Genomic DNA, 16,755 nt, shown 5'->3' on the forward strand with positions numbered 1-16,755 from the left:
TGGTCCGGTTCGTTGGCCCGGTAATGGAGCGGCTCAGGTGAACGCACCGGAAACCCGATGATCGGCGGTGTGACGCCGTCTGCATGATTGTCGACACAACCGCCGGCGCGACTGTCGTGTCGACAATCATGTCATTGCTGATGCTCGCGGCAGGTCTGTCCCAGACCTCGGGACAGGCGGATCGGATCGAGGATCTCGTCGAGCTGCTCCGCAGGCAGATCGGTGCGCTCGCCGGCCACCTCGCGGACCGTGCGGCCGGTGCGTACGGCTTCGGCCGCTATGTCCGCGGCCTTCTCGTATCCGATGTAATGGTTGAGCGCGGCGGCGATGGATGGCGAGGATTGCGCATAGTCGCGGCCGATTTCCGTATGGATTTCGATGCCCTCCACGCAGTTGGTGCGGAAGATGGTCATGGCGTTGGTGAGCAGCTTCATACCGGTGAGCAGCTCATGCACCATCAGCGGGTCGAAGGCGTTGAGCTGCAGCTGGCCTTCAGCCACGGCCCAGTTCACGGTCACATCCATGCCGAAGATGGAGAAGCAGCACTGGTTCACGCATTCGGGAATCACCGGGTTCACCTTGGCCGGCATGATTGACGAGCCGGCCTGACGGGCCGGTACGTTGAGGTCGTTGAATCCGCAGCGGGGGCCGGAGTTCAGCAGTCGCAGGTCGTCGGCGGCCTTCTTCAGGTGCACGGCAAGGCTCTTCACGGGCGCTGATGTGGCCACATAGGCGCCCATATCGGTCATGGCGGCCACCGGATCGGGTGCCGCGGTAATGGGAAGGCCGGTGATGTTGGCCAGATGCGTGGTGGCGGATTGACGGAACCGCAGGTCGGCGCAGATACCGGTGCCGATGGCGGTGGCGCCGAGGTTCAACTGCGCGAGCAGGGGCACTACGCGGTCGAAGGCCGCCAGATCGGACTTCAGCAGGGTGGCGAAGGCATGGAATTCCTGGCCGTAGGTCATCGGCACGGCATCCTGAAGCTGCGTACGGCCGATGGTCACGTCGTTGATGTGCTTGTCCGCCAGATCATGGAAGGCCTTGGCCAGTTTCTTCGTGGCTTCGGCCAGCGGCCCTATCGCGTCGATGAGCGCGAGCTTGCATGCCGCCGGATAGGTGTCGTTGGTGGATTGGGATTCGTTGACGTCGTCATTGGGGTGGATATAGGCGTAATCGCCGCGTTGGTGGCCGGCGATCTCCAGCGCCCGGTTGGCGATGACCTCGTTCATGTTCATGTTGGCGGACGTGCCGGCACCGCCCTGCATCACATCCACCGGGAACTGGTCGGCCAGTTTGCCGAGTTCGATCTCATGGCATGCCTGGCGGATGGCTTCGGCCTTATCGTGGTCGATGAGGCCGAGCTCCTCGTTCGCGATGGCGCATGCGCGCTTGACGGTAGCATAGGCGCGAATCAGCTCCGGGTGCTGGCCATCCGTGATGCCGGAGACCGGAAAATTGCTGATGGCGCGCTGGGTGTGGATGCCCCAGTAGACATCGCTGGGGACCTCCAATGTGCCGATGCAGTCATGCTCCACACGTGTGGTCGTTTGGGTGCCATGCGGGAATGCGGTCTGTTCGCTCATAATCACCATCTTTCCGTGTCGGACGTTGAAACGCCAGCATTGTCGGCGATTGCGCCTTGTGAGAAACCTCTCATGCCCATGCCGGCTGCGGCCTGTTTGTTGTGCGGCGCGCACTGTGGCGGTATTCCGTGGGCGGGTTCTGCGGGGCTGTTCGCACGTCTGTCTCCTCGTGCTGATCGAGGAGACAACGGACAAGTCACATGTGGGATGTAAAGATGCGTCGCCAGTATGTGAGCATGTCCTCGCGGCTCATAGCCAGATAGATGCCCATGGCCAGGACTGCCACATCTTCCTTGAGCAGGTCCTTGAGCTCGATGGTGTCGCTGAGCTCAGGCCAGCGATGCAGCACGGACAGCAGCCCTCCCACCGAGAAGTCGACCATGAGGTCGGTTTTCAGATCAAGGTCGGTGGGGTCCTTCTGCAGCATGTTGACAATCTGCAGACGGGTGAAATCACGCAGGGATTCGGCGAGCTCGACTGTGCTATGCGGGCCTGCGATCAGCGCCAGCCGGTCGAGGCGACGGCGCTGCTCGGGGTGGGAGAGGATCCAGGTGATGCGTTCCCTCCATTGGTCTGTGGGATCGCCGTCCGGGTCGGGGCGCTGATTGATTGGTATGGATTCCACCTGATGCATGATGGCGGCATCGGCCAGCTCATGCAGGCTGGCGAAATGGTAGTAGAAGGAATTGCGGTTCACGCCGGCCTCGCGCACGATGTCGGTGACGGTGATCTTGCGGTAGTCGCGATTGGCGAGCAGCTCCCAGAACGCGTTTTCAAGACGGTCGCGGGCGGGAAGCACTTCGGAACTCAGGCGTGGACGTGGCATGATGCCCCTCTTTCGCGTACGTGATCGGCGGAACCGGTCCGGTCATGCTGATCACCCTGTTCGTACTATCTTATTGGTGAGTTTATTATACAGAGTAACCAATTTGAACTGGCGATTTGATGCCGAGCGGATAGTGGTTTTTGGCGTTTGCCGTTCCTGACCGGTTACTGGCTGCTGGACGACGCCGATGGCGGCTCGTCAGCGGCCGTTCCTCCGTCGGCATGGGCCTCCGATACGGATTCTGGGGCCGTGCCACTTTCGTCGGCGGTACGGGAGGTCGCCGCCTTCCCCTTGGCTTTCGTGGTGGACGCTCTGAGCAGAATGGCCACGGCTTCCGTCAGATGCCGCCGGTCCTCGGGAGTGAGTCCCACATATGCGCCCAGCATGGAGGGGATGGACGCAGGAAGGTGGCTCATCAGGTCCCCTAGCCGTGTGGCGCCATTGGCATGCAGGACTCGGAACAAGGCGTCCACGGCACGTTCGCGCTGTTCGGGCGTCAGGTCGGTCACCCATTGATTGAGCTGCTCGTTGAACCACTGCGAACCGGTGCTGATATCGGGCTCGGTGACGAACCGGTCGCCGTCGACCCGCCAGGTATACGCGGAATGTTGCATGATGCCGTCCGAATCCGAAGACACCACACGGCATGGTTCCGGAGTCTCGAAGATCATGCCCACAATAGAGGAGCTGGGCACGATCTTCGTCACCTTTGGCTGCACGGCGAGATACGCGGGACTGCTCACAATCTCGCGGGGGAACCCCGGGCCGTCCAGGGAATAGATGTGCCGTATGCGGCGCTGTACCTTCTGTGTGGCGTTCATCGCCGCATAGATCGCCAGATTGCCGCCCTTGGAGTGTCCGGTCAGCACGATGGGCCCCTGCCAGAGTCGGGCCACCGTGTCCAGATAGGCGCTCGCCGCGCGTTGCGCAGGCACGGGGTATTGGAAGGACATGTTGAAATCCTCCTTCCATCCGATGAATGAATCATCGGTGCCTCGGAAGGAGATGACCAGCGTGCCTTTATGTGTGCGGTGCCGTCTGCTTGGGCCATCCGGCAATTGGAATGTCGCGGCCGCGAACTGCGTCTGTTCGCCGCGGTTGACGTGTTCGGCCACAGCGCCCAGACGAATGTTGCGGAATCGCGGAGAGCCTGCGCACACCTGGAATAGCGTATGCGTCAGGCTGGGGTCGATGACCGCCACCACCTGCGGTTCGTGGGGCTTGTCGTCATCGCCGGATGATAGCGAATGATGCAGTTCCTTGTTCGCTTCCGCGAGGCTTACCGATTCCAGCGGTGGGTGCCAAAGATTGCGGAACCAAATCAGCGGATGCTCAGGCTCGAATGCCCGCAGTCGGCCGGCGAACGAACTGCCTGAGGCGTGTGGCTGGTTTTCGTCCAGCATCAGGGCGGGGCCGATGTTGGCCACGTCCTCATAGACCAGCGTGGCCAGGATGAGCGCGTCCACCTCGTTGAACGGCAGCTCGTCGAACGGGCGCACTTCATCGCGCGCATAGTCAATGATGTTCGCCATAGCCGCGTCCCTCCCTGCGCACAGCCGGGCTCGGAAGGCCCGGCTCTTGGCATGATTGTACGAGACTATGGCGGACGGCTTTCCGGCGGTGCTCCCACGGCGAACACATGGGCGCCGTTGTTCATCACTTCGGCCGGAAATGATGGATTACGACCTGTGCGACGGGGCGGTCAATCAATCCAAGTGCCATAGAGCGAGATGAATGATTCCGCAGTGAAGCGCACATCGTGCACGTTCGCGCCGAGCGCCAGATCGCCCACGCGTTCATAGATGGGGATCTGGAGGTATTCGTCGGCGAGATACTGCTGGAGTTCCTTGTAGATGCTTTCGCGCTTGGCGGAGTCGAGCTCATTGATGCCCGCGCTGAACAGTGCATCCAGTTTGGCGCGCTGTTCGGCGTTGGCGATGTTCCAGCGGGCGTATTTGTTGCCGGTCCCGTCCTTCACGTTGAGCAGGTTGTCGATTGCGGACGGGTCGCTGCGCGTATAGCTCCAGAGCATTGACAGGTCGTATTCGCCGGTCTTTTCCTTGTTCACCGAATCCGACCATGTGCTGATCTCGATCTGCAGGTCGGCTCCCACCTGACGCAGCTGATCGACCAGAAGATCCTGTCCGGGGTTCTTGACGAAATCCAGCATGATAAGCGTCAGTTTCCTGCCGTCCTTGTACCGATATCCGTCCTCGCCCAGCTTCCAGCCTGCCTTGTCAAGCAGGTCGTTCGCCCTGTCCACGTCATACTTGATCGCATCGGGCGTGGCTTGGAACATCGGGGTGGACGAGCCCAGGATGCCTTTGACCACCGGATAATCCTGACGGTACACCGTGTGTGCATAGGCGGCGCGGTCGAGTGCCAGGGAGACGGCTTCGCGGACGTCCTTGTCGGACAATGGACGGCTTTCGTCTCGCACATTCGGATAGATGTCGTACGAGGTGCCGGGGATTGCTCGAGATTGGATAGTGCCTCCGGCGGCCTTGATCTGTGCGGCCTCGTTTTCGTAGATCTCCCCTTCCGCCGCCTGCCAGATGGCGTCGATCTGGCCGCCGGCAAGGCTGCCGGTGCGCACGGACTGCTCGGGGATGTAGGAGACCTCGATGCCCTCCAGATAGGCGTCGCCCTTACTGCGCGTCTCGAACGGCGAAGGCGAGTTATATCCCTCACGGCGGGCCAGGGTGGTCTTGCTGCTGATATCCCATTGGGTGAGCGTGAACGGTCCGGTGCCATACAGGTTCTTGCCGTGGCAGCGTTCCTGAGGGGTCTGCTTGAGCGATTCCGGAGCCAGCAGACCGAGCGTGGTGGTGGATGTGGCTTGCAGGAAGGCGGCGTTGGGCTGGCTGAAGGTGAACGTCACCGTGTCATCATCCACCTTGGTGACTGATTCCAGGCCGGTGATGTAGGTGATGGGGCCTATGCCGCTGTTCGCCTCATCGAGGAACGCGTTGAAGTTCGCGACCACCGCATCGGCGTTGAACGGCTCGCCATTGGAGAACGTGATGCCATGCTTGAGATTGAACGTGTAGGTCTTGCCGTCGTTGCCCACCGTCCAGTCGGATGCGAGCCACGGCTTGATTTCGCCGGTCTCGGGATCCTGGTCGGTCAACGACTCGGCGAATTGGCGCACCAGCGATCGGGTGGGCGTCCATGCCGCTTGGGACGGGTCGATGCAGTTGAGGATTTCGGTCGGCTCTGCGATGCGCAATATGCCGCCCGAGTGCGGCGCGCCGTTGCTGCTCGTCGTGCCGTTGTCTCCTGCGCTGCCGGCCGCGCCGCAACCCGAAAGCGCCAAAGTGCCTGCGAGCGCCAGCGCGGCCAACCTGCGTGTCGATGAGATGCGTGATCCCATGATTTCCCCTTCTCTATTTCCCCTGTGTTATGCAACGGTTGACATTCCCCCAAACGTGAACCGTTGTGTGCCACAGTACAGGACGGAAGGGTGGTACACACGCCTTTGCCTATAGGTGTTGGTTATGGGTGATTATCCGGCGGTGTCCAGGTCGAATCGGCTGAGATCCACGCCTTCGTGTTCCAGCAGTTCCGCCTTGATATCGAGTCTGCCGCCATAGCCGCCGAAGTGCCGCCTGGCTCCCACTACACGGTGGCATGGCACGATGATGGTGATGGGATTGCGTTTCACTGCACCGCCCACGGCCTGCGCGGCCATCCGGCCGCCGCCTCTCCGCTCCGCAAGTTCCGCGGCGAGCTCGCCGTAGCTCACGGTTTCCCCATAGGGGATTTCCGCCACCAGATCCCATACTTCATGCTGGAATGGCGTGCCATGAGGGTTGAGCAGGGGTGCGGCGCCGATTTTCGGGTGTTCGCCTGCGAAATAGGCTTCGAGCCATTCCCGAGTTTGGCGGAACACTTCAGCGGTGCCGGAATCGGCGTCGCTGGTGTCGGCATTACCGACGTCGGTGTCGTCGTCATTGTCGGTGTCGTCGGCATCGAGTCCTTGGGACGCTCCGGAAGCGGCCCACCACCAATCTTCGAGGCATAGCTCGGTCAGGGTCTCGCCGTCCGAGGCCATCCTCATGCGGCCAATCGGTGTTTCGACCGTGGCTCGCACTATCGGGCGTCGTGCGTGTTCATTCATGGACATCATTATCCGTCCGCTCGCCGAATGCTGCCATTAGCTTGAAGATTTGGGACTATCTGCCTTCAATGTAGTAGCTTTCCGCAGGCGGCTTAATGTACCTCATTGAAGACAGATGCCCGTACCGAATGCGTGAATGATTCGGCACGGGCATCCAAAAGGAAGAAAGACGCATTGCTGAATGCGCCGATCGGCTTACTCTTCGACGAACTTCAGGAAGGCGTCGGCTTCGGCGGCGAGCTTGGCCTTGTCTTCGTCGGTCAGACCCAGCTTGCCGGTGCCCCAGGCCTCGGGAGCCAGAGCGAATCCGGCCTGCTCGTCCACAGGCAGCAGCTCGGCCTTGTTGAAGCCCAGCACCTCATTGAGCTTGGCGCGGGTGCCGGCGCCGGCGGACTGGCCTGCTACAGAGGAGATGGCGACCTTCTTGCCGGCCAGCACGGAAGCGGATTCCGCCGGGAACGGCTCCAGCGGGCGGGACAGCCAGTCGAGCAGGTTCTTCAGCACGCCCGGGTAGCTGTAGTTGTACTCGGGGGAGAAGATCCACACGCCATCGGCTTCGACGACGGCCTTGCGGGCGGCGTCGACGGCGGCCGGCGGGTTCGGGAACTCGACGTCCTGGTCGAAGAACGGGACGTCGGTGTAATCGAGGAACTCGACTTCGGCGCGGTCGCCGATCAGGGTCTTGGCCTCATCGGCGAGCTGGTGGTTGAAGCCGTTCTTGTGCAGGCTGCCGACCACGAACAGAAGCTTGGTCATGATGTACTCCTTGGCTGTAGGGCTGCATGGATGCTCGCGGCTGGGCGGTCGGAGCCATGCAGTTTCGATACTTTTTATTGCCATGCCCCATTGTGCGCCCGCGTGCCTGACAATCCCTTCGCGCTGGGCGAAGGCGCGGGAAGGGCATGTGCGGGATGCGTGTGCGAGCGTGGTGTGCGGGAGGCGCAGAAGTGGACTGATGCCATATGTGAGCAACGGCGAAAAGCGCGGAATCATGCGGAGACACGCGGGAATGTGCATTTTTCCGATAAATGGCGTATCTTATTCACCTGTTGCTTCATACAGCAGCATTGCGGACATAGCTTAGTTGGTAAAGCGCAACCTTGCCAAGGTTGAGACCGCGGGTTCGAGTCCCGTTGTCCGCTCTCTGAAGGCTGGTTCAGCCTGATGAACTGACCCGGGCGGTTGGCGCAGAGGTAGCGCACTTCCCTGACACGGAAGGGGTCACAAGTTCGAATCTTGTATCGCCCACTCGCATGAGACCGGCAGACGGCTGCCGGTTTTCTTATGCCAATCGGGCGATTGGCGCAGCGGCTAGCGCACTTCGTTCACACCGAAGGGGTCGTAGGTTCGATTCCTACATCGCCCACCCGATGCATCCCGCCAGTTTGGCGGGATTTTTTTGTTTTCCGGTTTTACAGGCCGCGCTGCTTGAGCCCTGCCACGATCTGTACATAGAATTCGCGCACATCGAACCCGGGGATGTTCTCCCTGTCGAGGTCGATCATGTCGGCGTGCGAGATGCCGCGCGTGCCGTTCGGCTCCAGCCATATGAACCGTTCGCCCCATGGGAATGAGGGCTGGGACACCAGGCCGTCATTCGGGCCGTCGAACCACTTGACCAGTGGATAGGTGAAGTTCAGCGGGAACTTGCCGGTGGTGGCGTGGGCCAGTTTGGAGCCGACGCTCTGGCATACGATGCCCGCGAACGGGTCAGCGGCGGCGACCCCAGCAGTGTTGCCTGATGTGCCATTCGATGTGCCGTTGGCTGTGCCGGTTGCCATGCCTCCCACAGCAACGCCCACAGCGCCGTTCGCAGCGCAGTTGAGTTCGTTCCAATCGCCGATTTCGGCATTGAGACTGGTGCAGCCGGCCTGGGTGAGATCATGCACAGCGGCCATGAAATCCGGCTGGGAATCGCCGAGCCGGGCCGCCGCGGCGTTGTAGGCCGACTCGACCTGTTTCTGGGCGGCGAGAGGAATCTTCTCCAACAGGTAATCCGCGAACCCGCATCCGCGGTGCGGGGTGTTGATGGTGGTCAGCGATGCCACGTATGGCGCGGCACCGCACCGGGCGATGGCGTAACGCATGTCCAATCCGCCCTTGGAATGGGCGATGACGTTCACCTTGCCGCATCCGGTGGTCTCGACGATGCTGCGGATGCGTTCGGTCAGCTCACGTGCCGAATCCGGCACCGAAGCGGCCGACTGGTGCTCTCCGTAATAGATGACGACCCCGTTGCGCTGCAGTTCGGCGGGCACGCGGCCCCAATAATTCAGCACTTTGGTGTCGCGGAAGAACACGCCATGCACCAGCAGTACGGGGTATCGCGTGGCGCAGATGCGCTGGGCGGCGCGTGAACGGTCGAGTCGGTCCTTGGCGGATTCGAACCGCACTTCGTCGCCGACCGTGCGGATGATCAGATGCAGCGCGATGAGATTCGCCACGGGAATCCATCCGCAGAGGATGCCGATCACACGGATTTTGAGCCCCAATTGTACGGATGTGACGTACACGGTGATGATGCCGATCCAGAACACCAGAGATTCGATGATGACCGTCACGGCCACCGAGGCTGCCCACGTGGGCCATGCGTCGGCCCAGGGCGCCGGCCAGCCTGCGGCGAGTATCGTGAACAGTGATGCGCCCAGCAGAAGGGTTGCGGCCAGGCACGTCCACCAGAATATCGTAAGCATGATCACGCCGAATCGGCATGCGGCAATGCGAGGATTCATATGCCCTATCATATGTCCGCGTCGCCGCCGGATAGGGTGGTTGCTAGCTACAAATCTGGGCGACGGTTGTTGTGATTCCGATGCTTGATATGGGCGTTGATATGGGCGATGGATGTCGCTCTGGGCTGTGTCAGGCTAAGGTGATGGCTATGGCTGCGTTTTCCGATGTGATTTTCGACTTCTGCGACGTATTGGTTGACTGGAAGCCGCGCGTGACGCTGACCGGACGGGTGCCAGAAGCGGTGATCGATCGATTGTTCGACCGTGGTGACCCTTATGGATTCTGGCATTACGATGAGCTGTCCGATTTGGGGTGGAGCGAGGAGCGGGTACTCGCGGATTATGCCGCCCACCATGAGGTGGCCGGGTTCGTCGACACTTCGATGGCTGATATGGCTGATACTGCCGATACTGCCGATGCGGTGGCTACTGGGGAAGCTGCGCCCTTTGTGGCGAATCAGACTGCATATGAGGCATTCCGGCTGTATTTCGCCCGGCAGCGACTGGCATTGGTCGGCATGCTGCCCGGCATGCCCGAACTGTTGCGCGACCTGCACGCCGCAGGAGTGCGTTGCTGGGGACTGACCAACTTCACGGTGAAATACGTGGACGCGGCGCGCGAGCTGTTCCCTGAACTCACCCTGCTGAAGGATGTGGTGGTCTCCAGTGCGGAACGCATCCACAAACCCGACCCGGAGATCTTCCGGCGTGCCATCGCCCGTTTTGGCGTGGATCCCGCACATACGGCATTCGTGGACGACAAGCCGTGGAACGCCGAGGCTGGCACCGCAGCCGGACTGCACGGCATCCGTTTCACCGATGCCGTCTCCTTGCGCGCCAGACTGCTTCCTTGACGCGGAGCGCTCACTTGGCGGAGAGAGGCAGATGGATATTAGCCGGTTGCTTCCTGGCAATCGCGACCACCCTGCGGATGATGCGTGATGTGGCCGCGTAATGTTGCGGCCTGGGCCGGTGCCGGGCCGCAACGTCAGCTTATGGCAGTTGCGCCGGCGTATCCTCCTCACGAGGATGGGTCTTCCTCCACCAACGCTGCACGAAGTAGGCGCCATAGCACAGCACGATGAACACCAGTTCCGCGCCCAGCGCGAACCGCTGCTCCTTGTCGAAGAACACCAGCAGGAACGAAGCGGTGCACAGGATGAACGCGCCCCACGAGGTATAGGGGTAGCCGGGCGTGCGGTATTTCAGCTCATCGACCTGATGTCCGGATGCGACCCAACGCTTGCGGAACACGATCTGGCAGTAGGCGATGGCGATCCAGACCACTACGGCGGACAGGCCGGAGAGCGCCACCAGCACCAGATACACGGTGGACGCTGCCACCACCGAAGACAGCAACGCCAACAACCCGCCGGCCATGGCCGCGCACAGGGCCAGCAACGGCACGCCATGACGGGTGGTCTTGGCGAACCAGCGCGGGATCATGCCTTCATGCCCCATCGACCACACCATGCGCGTGGAGGCGTACAGTCCGGAATTCGAGGCGGACAGCACGGCCGTGAGCACCACGAAGTTCATGATATCGGCCGCATATGGGATGCCGATAGAGCTGAATACGAGCACGAATGGGCTTTCGCCCACGCCGGCCTGACGCCATGGAATCAGCGCGCACATCACCACGATAGAGCCGATGAAGAACAGCACCAGACGCCACAGGGTGGTGTGGATGGCCTTCGGCACGGCGGTTTCCGGGTCACGTGTTTCGCCGGCCGTCACGCCGATGAGCTCGGTGCCGGAGAAGGCGAAGTTGACGGTCAGGATCGTGGCGAACACCGGCATGAAGCCGTTCGGGAAGATGCCGTCCTTGATGAGGTTGCCGAACAGCGGGGCGTGCGTGTATCCCTTCATCGGGATTACGCCGAAAATCGCCAGCAGACCGATTACGATGAACGCGCAGATGGCGAATACCTTGATGGACGCGAACCAGAACTCGGCCTCGGCGAAGAACCGCACCGACAACGCATTCAAGGTGAAGATGAGCACGATGCATGCTGCCGACCACATCCATGTGGGCGTATCGGGGAACCAACGCTGCATCAGCAGACCGGCGGCCGTGAATTCGGAACCCAGCGCCACCGTCCACGTCATCCAATACTGGATGGCGATGACGAATCCGGTGCCTGGTCCGATGAACCGCTCCGCATACACATGGAAGGAACCGGTCACCGGCATCGCCACCGAAAGCTCGCCGAGCGTGAGCATGACCAGATACACGATGACCGCGCCGATGGCATACGCCAGGATGGTGCCGATGGGACCCGCCTGCTGGATGGTGTAGCCGGAACTCAGGAACAGACCGGTTCCGATGACGCCGCCGAGCGAGATCATCTGCAGATGGCGTGATTCCATGCCCCGCTTGAGATTCGTGTGCAACGCATGCTTGGTATGGTCTGTGCCGCCGCTGGTCTCGTCCGATGATGCATGTGCCGTCGCCTCGGCTGACGTATCGGAAACGGGCGGCTGCGACTGTACGGCTGTATCGGATTCGGTCTGACTCATACTGCTCTCTTTGACGTGTGTTCCTGCCATGGCTGGCGCGCAGGGATGAATCGGCAAAGAAGACGCCCCGCCGCGCCCAGAACAGTATACGCGTGCGCAGGGCAGCCACAGGCTGTGAGTCGGTATGTGGCGCACTAGGCGCGGTGGGCGAGATTCAGTTCGATGGCCAGACGATAGTAGTCGATAAGCCGGTCGACCATGTTCGGCCAGGTGCGCCCCTGCACAGCGGCGAGTCCGTTGGTGCCCATGAGCCGACGCAACGGCTCGTCCTCGACGAGTCGCGTTACGCATTCGCGCAGATCGTCCTCATCATTGGGACGGTACAGCAATCCGGTCACATTGGTGTCGACCAGGTCAATCGGTCCGCCGCTGGCCGGGGCGATGACCGGCAGCCCGGACGCCATGGCCTCCTGAATGGTCTGCCCGAACGTCTCCTCATTGCCGGTGTGCACGAAGATGTCCAATGCGGCATAGGCGTCGGCGAGGTCGTCGCCATGAAGCATGCCGGTGAATACCGCATGAGGCAGTTGCTCATGCAGTATTTCCTCCATCGGGCCGCCGCCGACCACGACCAGTTGGATATTGAGGTCGGCCAGTGCCGCGAGCTGTTCCACCTGCTTTTCAGGGGCGAGACGCCCCACGTAGCCAACCACCGGCATGGTGCCGTCATGGCTCCATGCGCTGTGCAGTTCAGCGGCATGACCACCCGCAGCGCGCGTGGGGGTGAACAAATCGGAATCCACGCCACGGCCCCATAGGCGGATCAGTGAGGGGTCCACGCCGAACGATTCCAGCCTCTGCCGCGCTTGGTCGGTGGGCGCGAGGGTGAGCGTAGCCATGTTGTGCATCTGCGCGATGCGCTTGGCCACGATATCCTCTGCCTTCTCGCCGGCGGCCTTGCTCACTTTGCGCAGCCATCCGGTGTGGTGCGGCGCTATGCCGTCCGTCACACCGTCCACCGCCTGACGGGCGAATCGGCGCGCGTACTGCGCCACATCGGTCTGGTAGATGGCCACGGTGGGCACGCCGAGCTCCTCGCCGGCGATGAGCGCCGCATGGCCCAGCTTGGAGATCGGTGCCGCCACGTGGATGATGTCCGGCTTGGGGGCGTCCTCGATGGATTGGATGATCGGGGTTTTCGGCGAAATGGCCACATTGAACTTCTGAATCGGCACGGTCGGCACCGCGTCCACAGGGTAGCCGGCGTATTCTCCGCTTTCTGGTGCGGGCTGAGGCGCGATCACGCGGGCGGAGAACCCGTGTTCGGCAAACCGGTCGAGAATATGCTTGACGCTGCCGGAAACGCCGTTGGTCTGCTCCAATGACGATTCGCTGACGATCAGCACATTGAGCTTGCGCCGTTGGAAGCCCGATGTGCTGCCGTCGCTCTGATTGTCCGGGATGGATGAGTCATCCGATTGTTGCTTCGTTGCATCGTTCACGATGATATTCGCCTGTCGATTCTGAAGTATGTGCTGTGGATGGTTGATGATGACGGTCAGGCCGTCGCTGCCGACGATGCCGTGACCTTGGTCGGATCCTTCTGCAGGGTCAGGAACACGAGGGCCACGACCAGCAGGATGGCGATGGACAGCACGCCGATCGAGGCGTTGCCGGTCAGCGACGTGGTGGTGGCCACGAGGAAGGTGCCCAGGATCGAGGCGGTCTTGCCGAAGATATCGTAGAAGCCGTAGTACTCGTTGGCGTGGTCCTTCGGAATGATCTTGCCGTAGTACGAACGGGACAGCGCCTGGATGCCGCCTTGGAACATGCCCACCAGAATCGCGAGAATCCAGAATTCAAGCGCGGCTTTCAGGAAGAACGTGGCGAAGAACACGATGCCCATATAGGCGATGACGGCCACGGTGATCATCGGCTTGCAGCCGAAACGGCCGGCCAGACGGCCATACAGGATCGCGCAGGGGAAGGCCACGAACTGCGTGACCAGCAGGGCCACCACCAGCTGGGTCGAGTCGATGCCCAGCTGCGTGCCGTACGAGGTGCTCATCGAAATCACCGTGTTCACGGCATCGATGTAGAAGAAGAAGGCGACCATGAACATCCAGAGCGGCTTGTTCTTCACGATTTTGCCGAACGTCGATCCCAGTTCGGTGAAGGTGCCGCGGATCGCTTCGGCGGTGTGTTCGCGGGTGGCGCGGAAGTGCTCCTGACGGTAGCTCGTGATCAGCGGGATCGTGAACGCCACCCACCATATGGCCGTGATGATAAACGAGGCGCGCGTGCAGGCCACGGTCGACCAATCGAACACGGCGGGTCCGCCGAAGATCAGCGCGATGCACACGATGAACGGGATGGTGGAGCCGACATACCCCCAGCCATAGCCGTGCGAGGACACTTTGTCCATGCGGTCGTTGGTGGTGGTGTCGATGAGCATCGAATCATAGAAGGTCAACGAGCCGTTCAGACCTATGGTGGCCAGTACATAGACGATGAGGAACGGCAGCCATGTCAGCGGCAGTGCCATCGCGCAGCACATCACCACGCCGGTGCCGAAGAATCCGAGGAAGAACTTGATCTTCATGCCCTGCACGTCGGCGATGGAGCCGAGCAGTGGCATCAGGAGCGCTATGACCAGCGAGGCGATGGTCTGCGCGTATCCCCAGGCGGACACGATGTTGCCGTCCGCAGGCATCAGCGATTTCGCGTAGATCGGAATCACGGCGGTGGACAGCAGCACGAATGCGGAATTGCCGACATCGTAGACGATCCACTTCTTCTCACGGGCGGACAGTTTGCCGGTTGCCGGCGATGACGTGGTGCTGGCTGCGCTCATGCTTACGCTCCTTGGGATTTACACAACTGAATCAATCGTAGAAGCGATGCATATACGCCGAGTGCCGTTTAAGTTGAACGGAATGTGAACAAACATGCCGGAGTCCGCGTCAGACTTCACCGCTGGGGTGTGTCCGACGCGGACTCCATGTCCGGCATTCGCTGAAGGGCGTTGGGGAGGTGAGGCGGGCGTTGCTACTTCTTGAGCAGCGTCATGGCCTCATCGTATTCGGGGCACTGCGGGATGCCGTTTACGCTGCGGGAGATGGCGATGGACGTTGCGGCGTTGGCGATGTTCACCGCTTCGGGGAGACCGTGCCCTCTGGCCAGCATCGCGCACATCACGCCCGTGTGGCATCCGCCTGCCGAACGGGTATGTACTGCTTTGGTCGGGAATCCGGGAATATGCGTGGTGTCGCCGCCGGGCATGCGCACCCATGCCCCCAGCGAACCGACGCGTACCACCAGCGGCGCACGCAGTGTCGCGCCGAGTCCATCGCAGAGCTGATGCATGAAGTCGTCCAGTCCGCCGCCGATGGTGACTTTGCTGTCGTCGATCGGGGCGCCCAGGCGTTCGGCCAATGTCATGGCCTCCTGGCGGTTGCAGGACCAGATGGGTCGCGCGAGCACCAGATCCTCGAGCATATGGTCGTTGACCAGACGCAACGTGTTGGTCGGGTTGATGACCAGCGCATAGTCACGTGTGGACGGGTCGGTGCCCGCCTTGAGCAGGAAACCGTCCACTCCGGTCGCCGTGTGGTCCATCAGCGTATTGCCGCTGATGTGGACGACGTCATGCTCCTGGGGCTCAAGCATCGAGAAGGTGTCGGTGCCGCCGTGGGCCTCGGCGCCATAGGAGGCGATGAAGGTCTTCTGGGGCGCTCCCGAGTTGAGCACCACGCGGAATCCGGAATCTTCGTCCAGCCGATCCTGGCCGATGTGGGTGATGCCGTTGTCCTGGAACGACTGCCGGATGAAGTTGGCCCACAGACCGTTGCCAAGGATGCCGGCATGCTCGGCCTGCACTCCCATGCGGCTGACTGCTTCGAGCACACGGTAGCTGCCGCCAATAGACGGCTTGGGGTGGTCGGCCACGGCGAAGCCGCCCTGTGCCGGCACTTCGTCCACATTCATCATGATGTCCACCCAGATCTGCCCCAGGGAGATCACACTCGGCCGGTGCGTGCCGATTCCTCGTCTCAAATCCAACATGACAGCCTCCTTTGTCGCGCATGGAAACACTCAGAGCTTCTTCGCTCCCGACGTCTCCTAAGGAAATTATATGGGAGCACATCGGAATCGGAATGGACAAACCGCCGTTCGTTATTGGATAAGACGTGTGAAACAGCGGTGCATCAGGGGGATTTCAGTGGCACATCGGGGTCATGGGTCGAGGTGACAGACAAGGTTCACAGCACGGCGAGCGTGAAATCGATGAGCAGTTTGACCCCGTACAGCGTGATGACCCAGCCGCATGCACGGTTGAGCAGGGTGAGGATCTTTGGGCTGAACTTGTGCGCGAACGTATTGACGAGGAGCGTCACGCCGAAGAACCACAGCACGGAGGCGGTTTCGACGCCGGTGATGAATGGTGTGGTCTGCTGCGCGTTGAGGGTGGCCGCGAACGCTCCGAGCATCAAGGTGCCGTCGATGATGGCCTGCGGATTGAACCAGGTGACGGCGCATGCGGTGCCGATGGTGCGGAGCAGTCTGCGGACACCGAGATGCCGATTGGGAATCCGTGCGGTGGCGGCGCTGGATTGAGTTTCGCTGCCGCCGGCTGCAGTATGCGGCGCCGGCTCGGATTGATTGGCGGGGGACTGTCCCTTGCGGGGTAGTGCCAATCCCAGTCCTATCCGGATTACCGCCAGTCCGCCCAGCCCGAGCACGGTATGTTCCAGCCAAGGGTGCGATTGCATCAGCGCACCGATGCCGAAGAAACAGGACAACGACAGTGCCACATCGAAGAAGACCACGATGAGCGCGGTGATGAGGGCGTTGCGTCGGGTGCGGGTCAGTGCTGAGTTGATGACGAACAGATTCTGCATGCCGATCGGTGCGATGTAGGCGAATCCCATCGTCAATCCCTGAAGGTACAGACCCATTGTGGGCTTCCTTTCTGCTGTCGCTTGTGTTGTGCGCGCGTTGCGCATTCCCCTGTGTGCGTTTCGGTCCCTG

At 61.4% G+C, this 16,755-nt stretch carries 13 protein-coding genes and 3 tRNA genes; 4 read left to right on the plus strand and 12 right to left on the minus strand.

All coding sequences use genetic code 11. The annotated features are described in order from the left end of the window. Positions 1–131 precede the first annotated feature (131 nt). The 6 genes from BREU_RS00885 to BREU_RS00910 form a co-directional block, all read right to left on the minus strand. On the minus strand, positions 132–1,586 hold the full coding sequence (locus tag BREU_RS00885) for an aspartate ammonia-lyase (protein WP_044095748.1): 1,455 nt from the start codon (positions 1,584–1,586) through the stop codon (positions 132–134). A gap of 196 nt (positions 1,587–1,782) precedes the next feature. Continuing rightward, positions 1,783–2,412 (minus strand): TetR/AcrR family transcriptional regulator, encoded by a 630-nt coding sequence (locus BREU_RS00890; protein ID WP_044089405.1) that lies wholly within the window; start codon positions 2,410–2,412, stop codon positions 1,783–1,785. Between the two features lie 164 nt (positions 2,413–2,576). Beyond that, on the minus strand, positions 2,577–3,944 hold the full coding sequence (locus BREU_RS00895; protein WP_044089406.1) for a DUF2974 domain-containing protein: 1,368 nt from the start codon (positions 3,942–3,944) through the stop codon (positions 2,577–2,579). Between the two features lie 170 nt (positions 3,945–4,114). After that, a complete protein-coding gene (locus BREU_RS00900; protein ID WP_044095746.1) occupies positions 4,115–5,785 on the minus strand; it encodes an ABC transporter substrate-binding protein in 1,671 nt (556 codons plus the stop codon). Positions 5,786–5,917: 132 nt separating this feature from the next. Continuing rightward, positions 5,918–6,532, minus strand: coding sequence for a methylated-DNA--[protein]-cysteine S-methyltransferase (locus BREU_RS00905; RefSeq protein WP_375137534.1), 615 nt, complete (start codon positions 6,530–6,532; stop codon positions 5,918–5,920). 195 nt (positions 6,533–6,727) lie between these two features. Continuing rightward, the gene (locus BREU_RS00910) at positions 6,728–7,288 is read right to left on the minus strand and encodes an NADPH-dependent FMN reductase (protein ID WP_044090691.1); all 561 of its coding nucleotides are present in this window, start codon (positions 7,286–7,288) and stop codon (positions 6,728–6,730) included. 313 nt (positions 7,289–7,601) lie between these two features. On the opposite strand from BREU_RS00910, the gene BREU_RS00915 reads away from it, so the two are divergent. From BREU_RS00915 to BREU_RS00925, 3 genes are all read left to right on the plus strand, one after another. Continuing rightward, positions 7,602–7,674 (plus strand) — tRNA-Gly (locus BREU_RS00915). Positions 7,675–7,708: 34 nt separating this feature from the next. Continuing rightward, a tRNA-Val gene (locus BREU_RS00920) sits at positions 7,709–7,780 on the plus strand. 45 nt (positions 7,781–7,825) lie between these two features. After that, positions 7,826–7,898: transfer RNA gene (locus BREU_RS00925), tRNA-Val, on the plus strand. Between the two features lie 46 nt (positions 7,899–7,944). Here the strand turns inward: BREU_RS00925 and BREU_RS00930 are convergent. Continuing rightward, positions 7,945–9,264, minus strand: a complete 1,320-nt coding sequence (locus tag BREU_RS00930) for an esterase/lipase family protein (protein WP_044089197.1) — start codon at positions 9,262–9,264, stop codon at positions 7,945–7,947. A gap of 149 nt (positions 9,265–9,413) precedes the next feature. Between BREU_RS00930 and BREU_RS00935 the strand changes: the two genes are divergently transcribed. Next, complete coding sequence (locus tag BREU_RS00935; RefSeq protein ID WP_044089196.1) at positions 9,414–10,118, plus strand: HAD-IA family hydrolase; 705 nt, start codon at positions 9,414–9,416, stop codon at positions 10,116–10,118. A 139-nt stretch (positions 10,119–10,257) separates the two neighbouring features. Here BREU_RS00935 and BREU_RS00940 read toward each other — a convergent pair whose 3' ends face one another. The 5 genes from BREU_RS00940 to BREU_RS00960 all read right to left on the minus strand — a co-directional run bounded on the left by BREU_RS00940 (position 10,258) and on the right by BREU_RS00960 (position 16,682). Beyond that, on the minus strand, positions 10,258–11,784 hold the full coding sequence (locus BREU_RS00940; protein WP_081886461.1) for an amino acid permease: 1,527 nt from the start codon (positions 11,782–11,784) through the stop codon (positions 10,258–10,260). 134 nt (positions 11,785–11,918) lie between these two features. Further along, positions 11,919–13,226 carry a glycosyltransferase family 4 protein gene (locus BREU_RS00945; RefSeq protein WP_052381967.1) on the minus strand — a complete coding sequence of 436 codons (1,308 nt, stop codon included), beginning with the start codon at positions 13,224–13,226 and terminating at the stop codon, positions 11,919–11,921. Positions 13,227–13,282: 56 nt separating this feature from the next. Then, the gene (locus BREU_RS00950; protein ID WP_044089194.1) at positions 13,283–14,578 is read right to left on the minus strand and encodes an MFS transporter; all 1,296 of its coding nucleotides are present in this window, start codon (positions 14,576–14,578) and stop codon (positions 13,283–13,285) included. A gap of 194 nt (positions 14,579–14,772) precedes the next feature. Then, positions 14,773–15,789 (minus strand): PfkB family carbohydrate kinase, encoded by a 1,017-nt coding sequence (locus BREU_RS00955; protein WP_044089193.1) that lies wholly within the window; start codon positions 15,787–15,789, stop codon positions 14,773–14,775. A gap of 197 nt (positions 15,790–15,986) precedes the next feature. Further along, complete coding sequence (locus tag BREU_RS00960) at positions 15,987–16,682, minus strand: LysE/ArgO family amino acid transporter (protein ID WP_044089192.1); 696 nt, start codon at positions 16,680–16,682, stop codon at positions 15,987–15,989. Positions 16,683–16,755 lie beyond the last annotated feature (73 nt).

The organism is Bifidobacterium reuteri DSM 23975 (assembly GCF_000741695.1).
GTDB classification, from domain to species: Bacteria; Actinomycetota; Actinomycetes; order Actinomycetales; family Bifidobacteriaceae; genus Bifidobacterium; species Bifidobacterium reuteri.

Coding starts and splice junctions, on each gene's coding strand:
- BREU_RS00895 (WP_044089406.1), bottom strand. CDS start 3,944: ATGGCGAACATCATTGACTATGCGCGCGATGAAGTGCGCCCGTTCGAC.
- BREU_RS00960 (WP_044089192.1), bottom strand. CDS start 16,682: ATGGGTCTGTACCTTCAGGGATTGACGATGGGATTCGCCTACATCGCA.
- BREU_RS00890 (WP_044089405.1), bottom strand. CDS start 2,412: ATGCCACGTCCACGCCTGAGTTCCGAAGTGCTTCCCGCCCGCGACCGT.
- BREU_RS00940 (WP_081886461.1), bottom strand. CDS start 11,784: ATGAGTCAGACCGAATCCGATACAGCCGTACAGTCGCAGCCGCCCGTT.
- BREU_RS00885 (WP_044095748.1), bottom strand. CDS start 1,586: ATGAGCGAACAGACCGCATTCCCGCATGGCACCCAAACGACCACACGT.
- BREU_RS00910 (WP_044090691.1), bottom strand. CDS start 7,288: ATGACCAAGCTTCTGTTCGTGGTCGGCAGCCTGCACAAGAACGGCTTC.
- BREU_RS00955 (WP_044089193.1), bottom strand. CDS start 15,789: ATGTTGGATTTGAGACGAGGAATCGGCACGCACCGGCCGAGTGTGATC.
- BREU_RS00900 (WP_044095746.1), bottom strand. CDS start 5,785: ATGGGATCACGCATCTCATCGACACGCAGGTTGGCCGCGCTGGCGCTC.
- BREU_RS00935 (WP_044089196.1), top strand. CDS start 9,414: ATGGCTGCGTTTTCCGATGTGATTTTCGACTTCTGCGACGTATTGGTT.
- BREU_RS00950 (WP_044089194.1), bottom strand. CDS start 14,578: ATGAGCGCAGCCAGCACCACGTCATCGCCGGCAACCGGCAAACTGTCC.
- BREU_RS00930 (WP_044089197.1), bottom strand. CDS start 9,264: ATGAATCCTCGCATTGCCGCATGCCGATTCGGCGTGATCATGCTTACG.
- BREU_RS00905 (WP_375137534.1), bottom strand. CDS start 6,532: ATGAATGAACACGCACGACGCCCGATAGTGCGAGCCACGGTCGAAACA.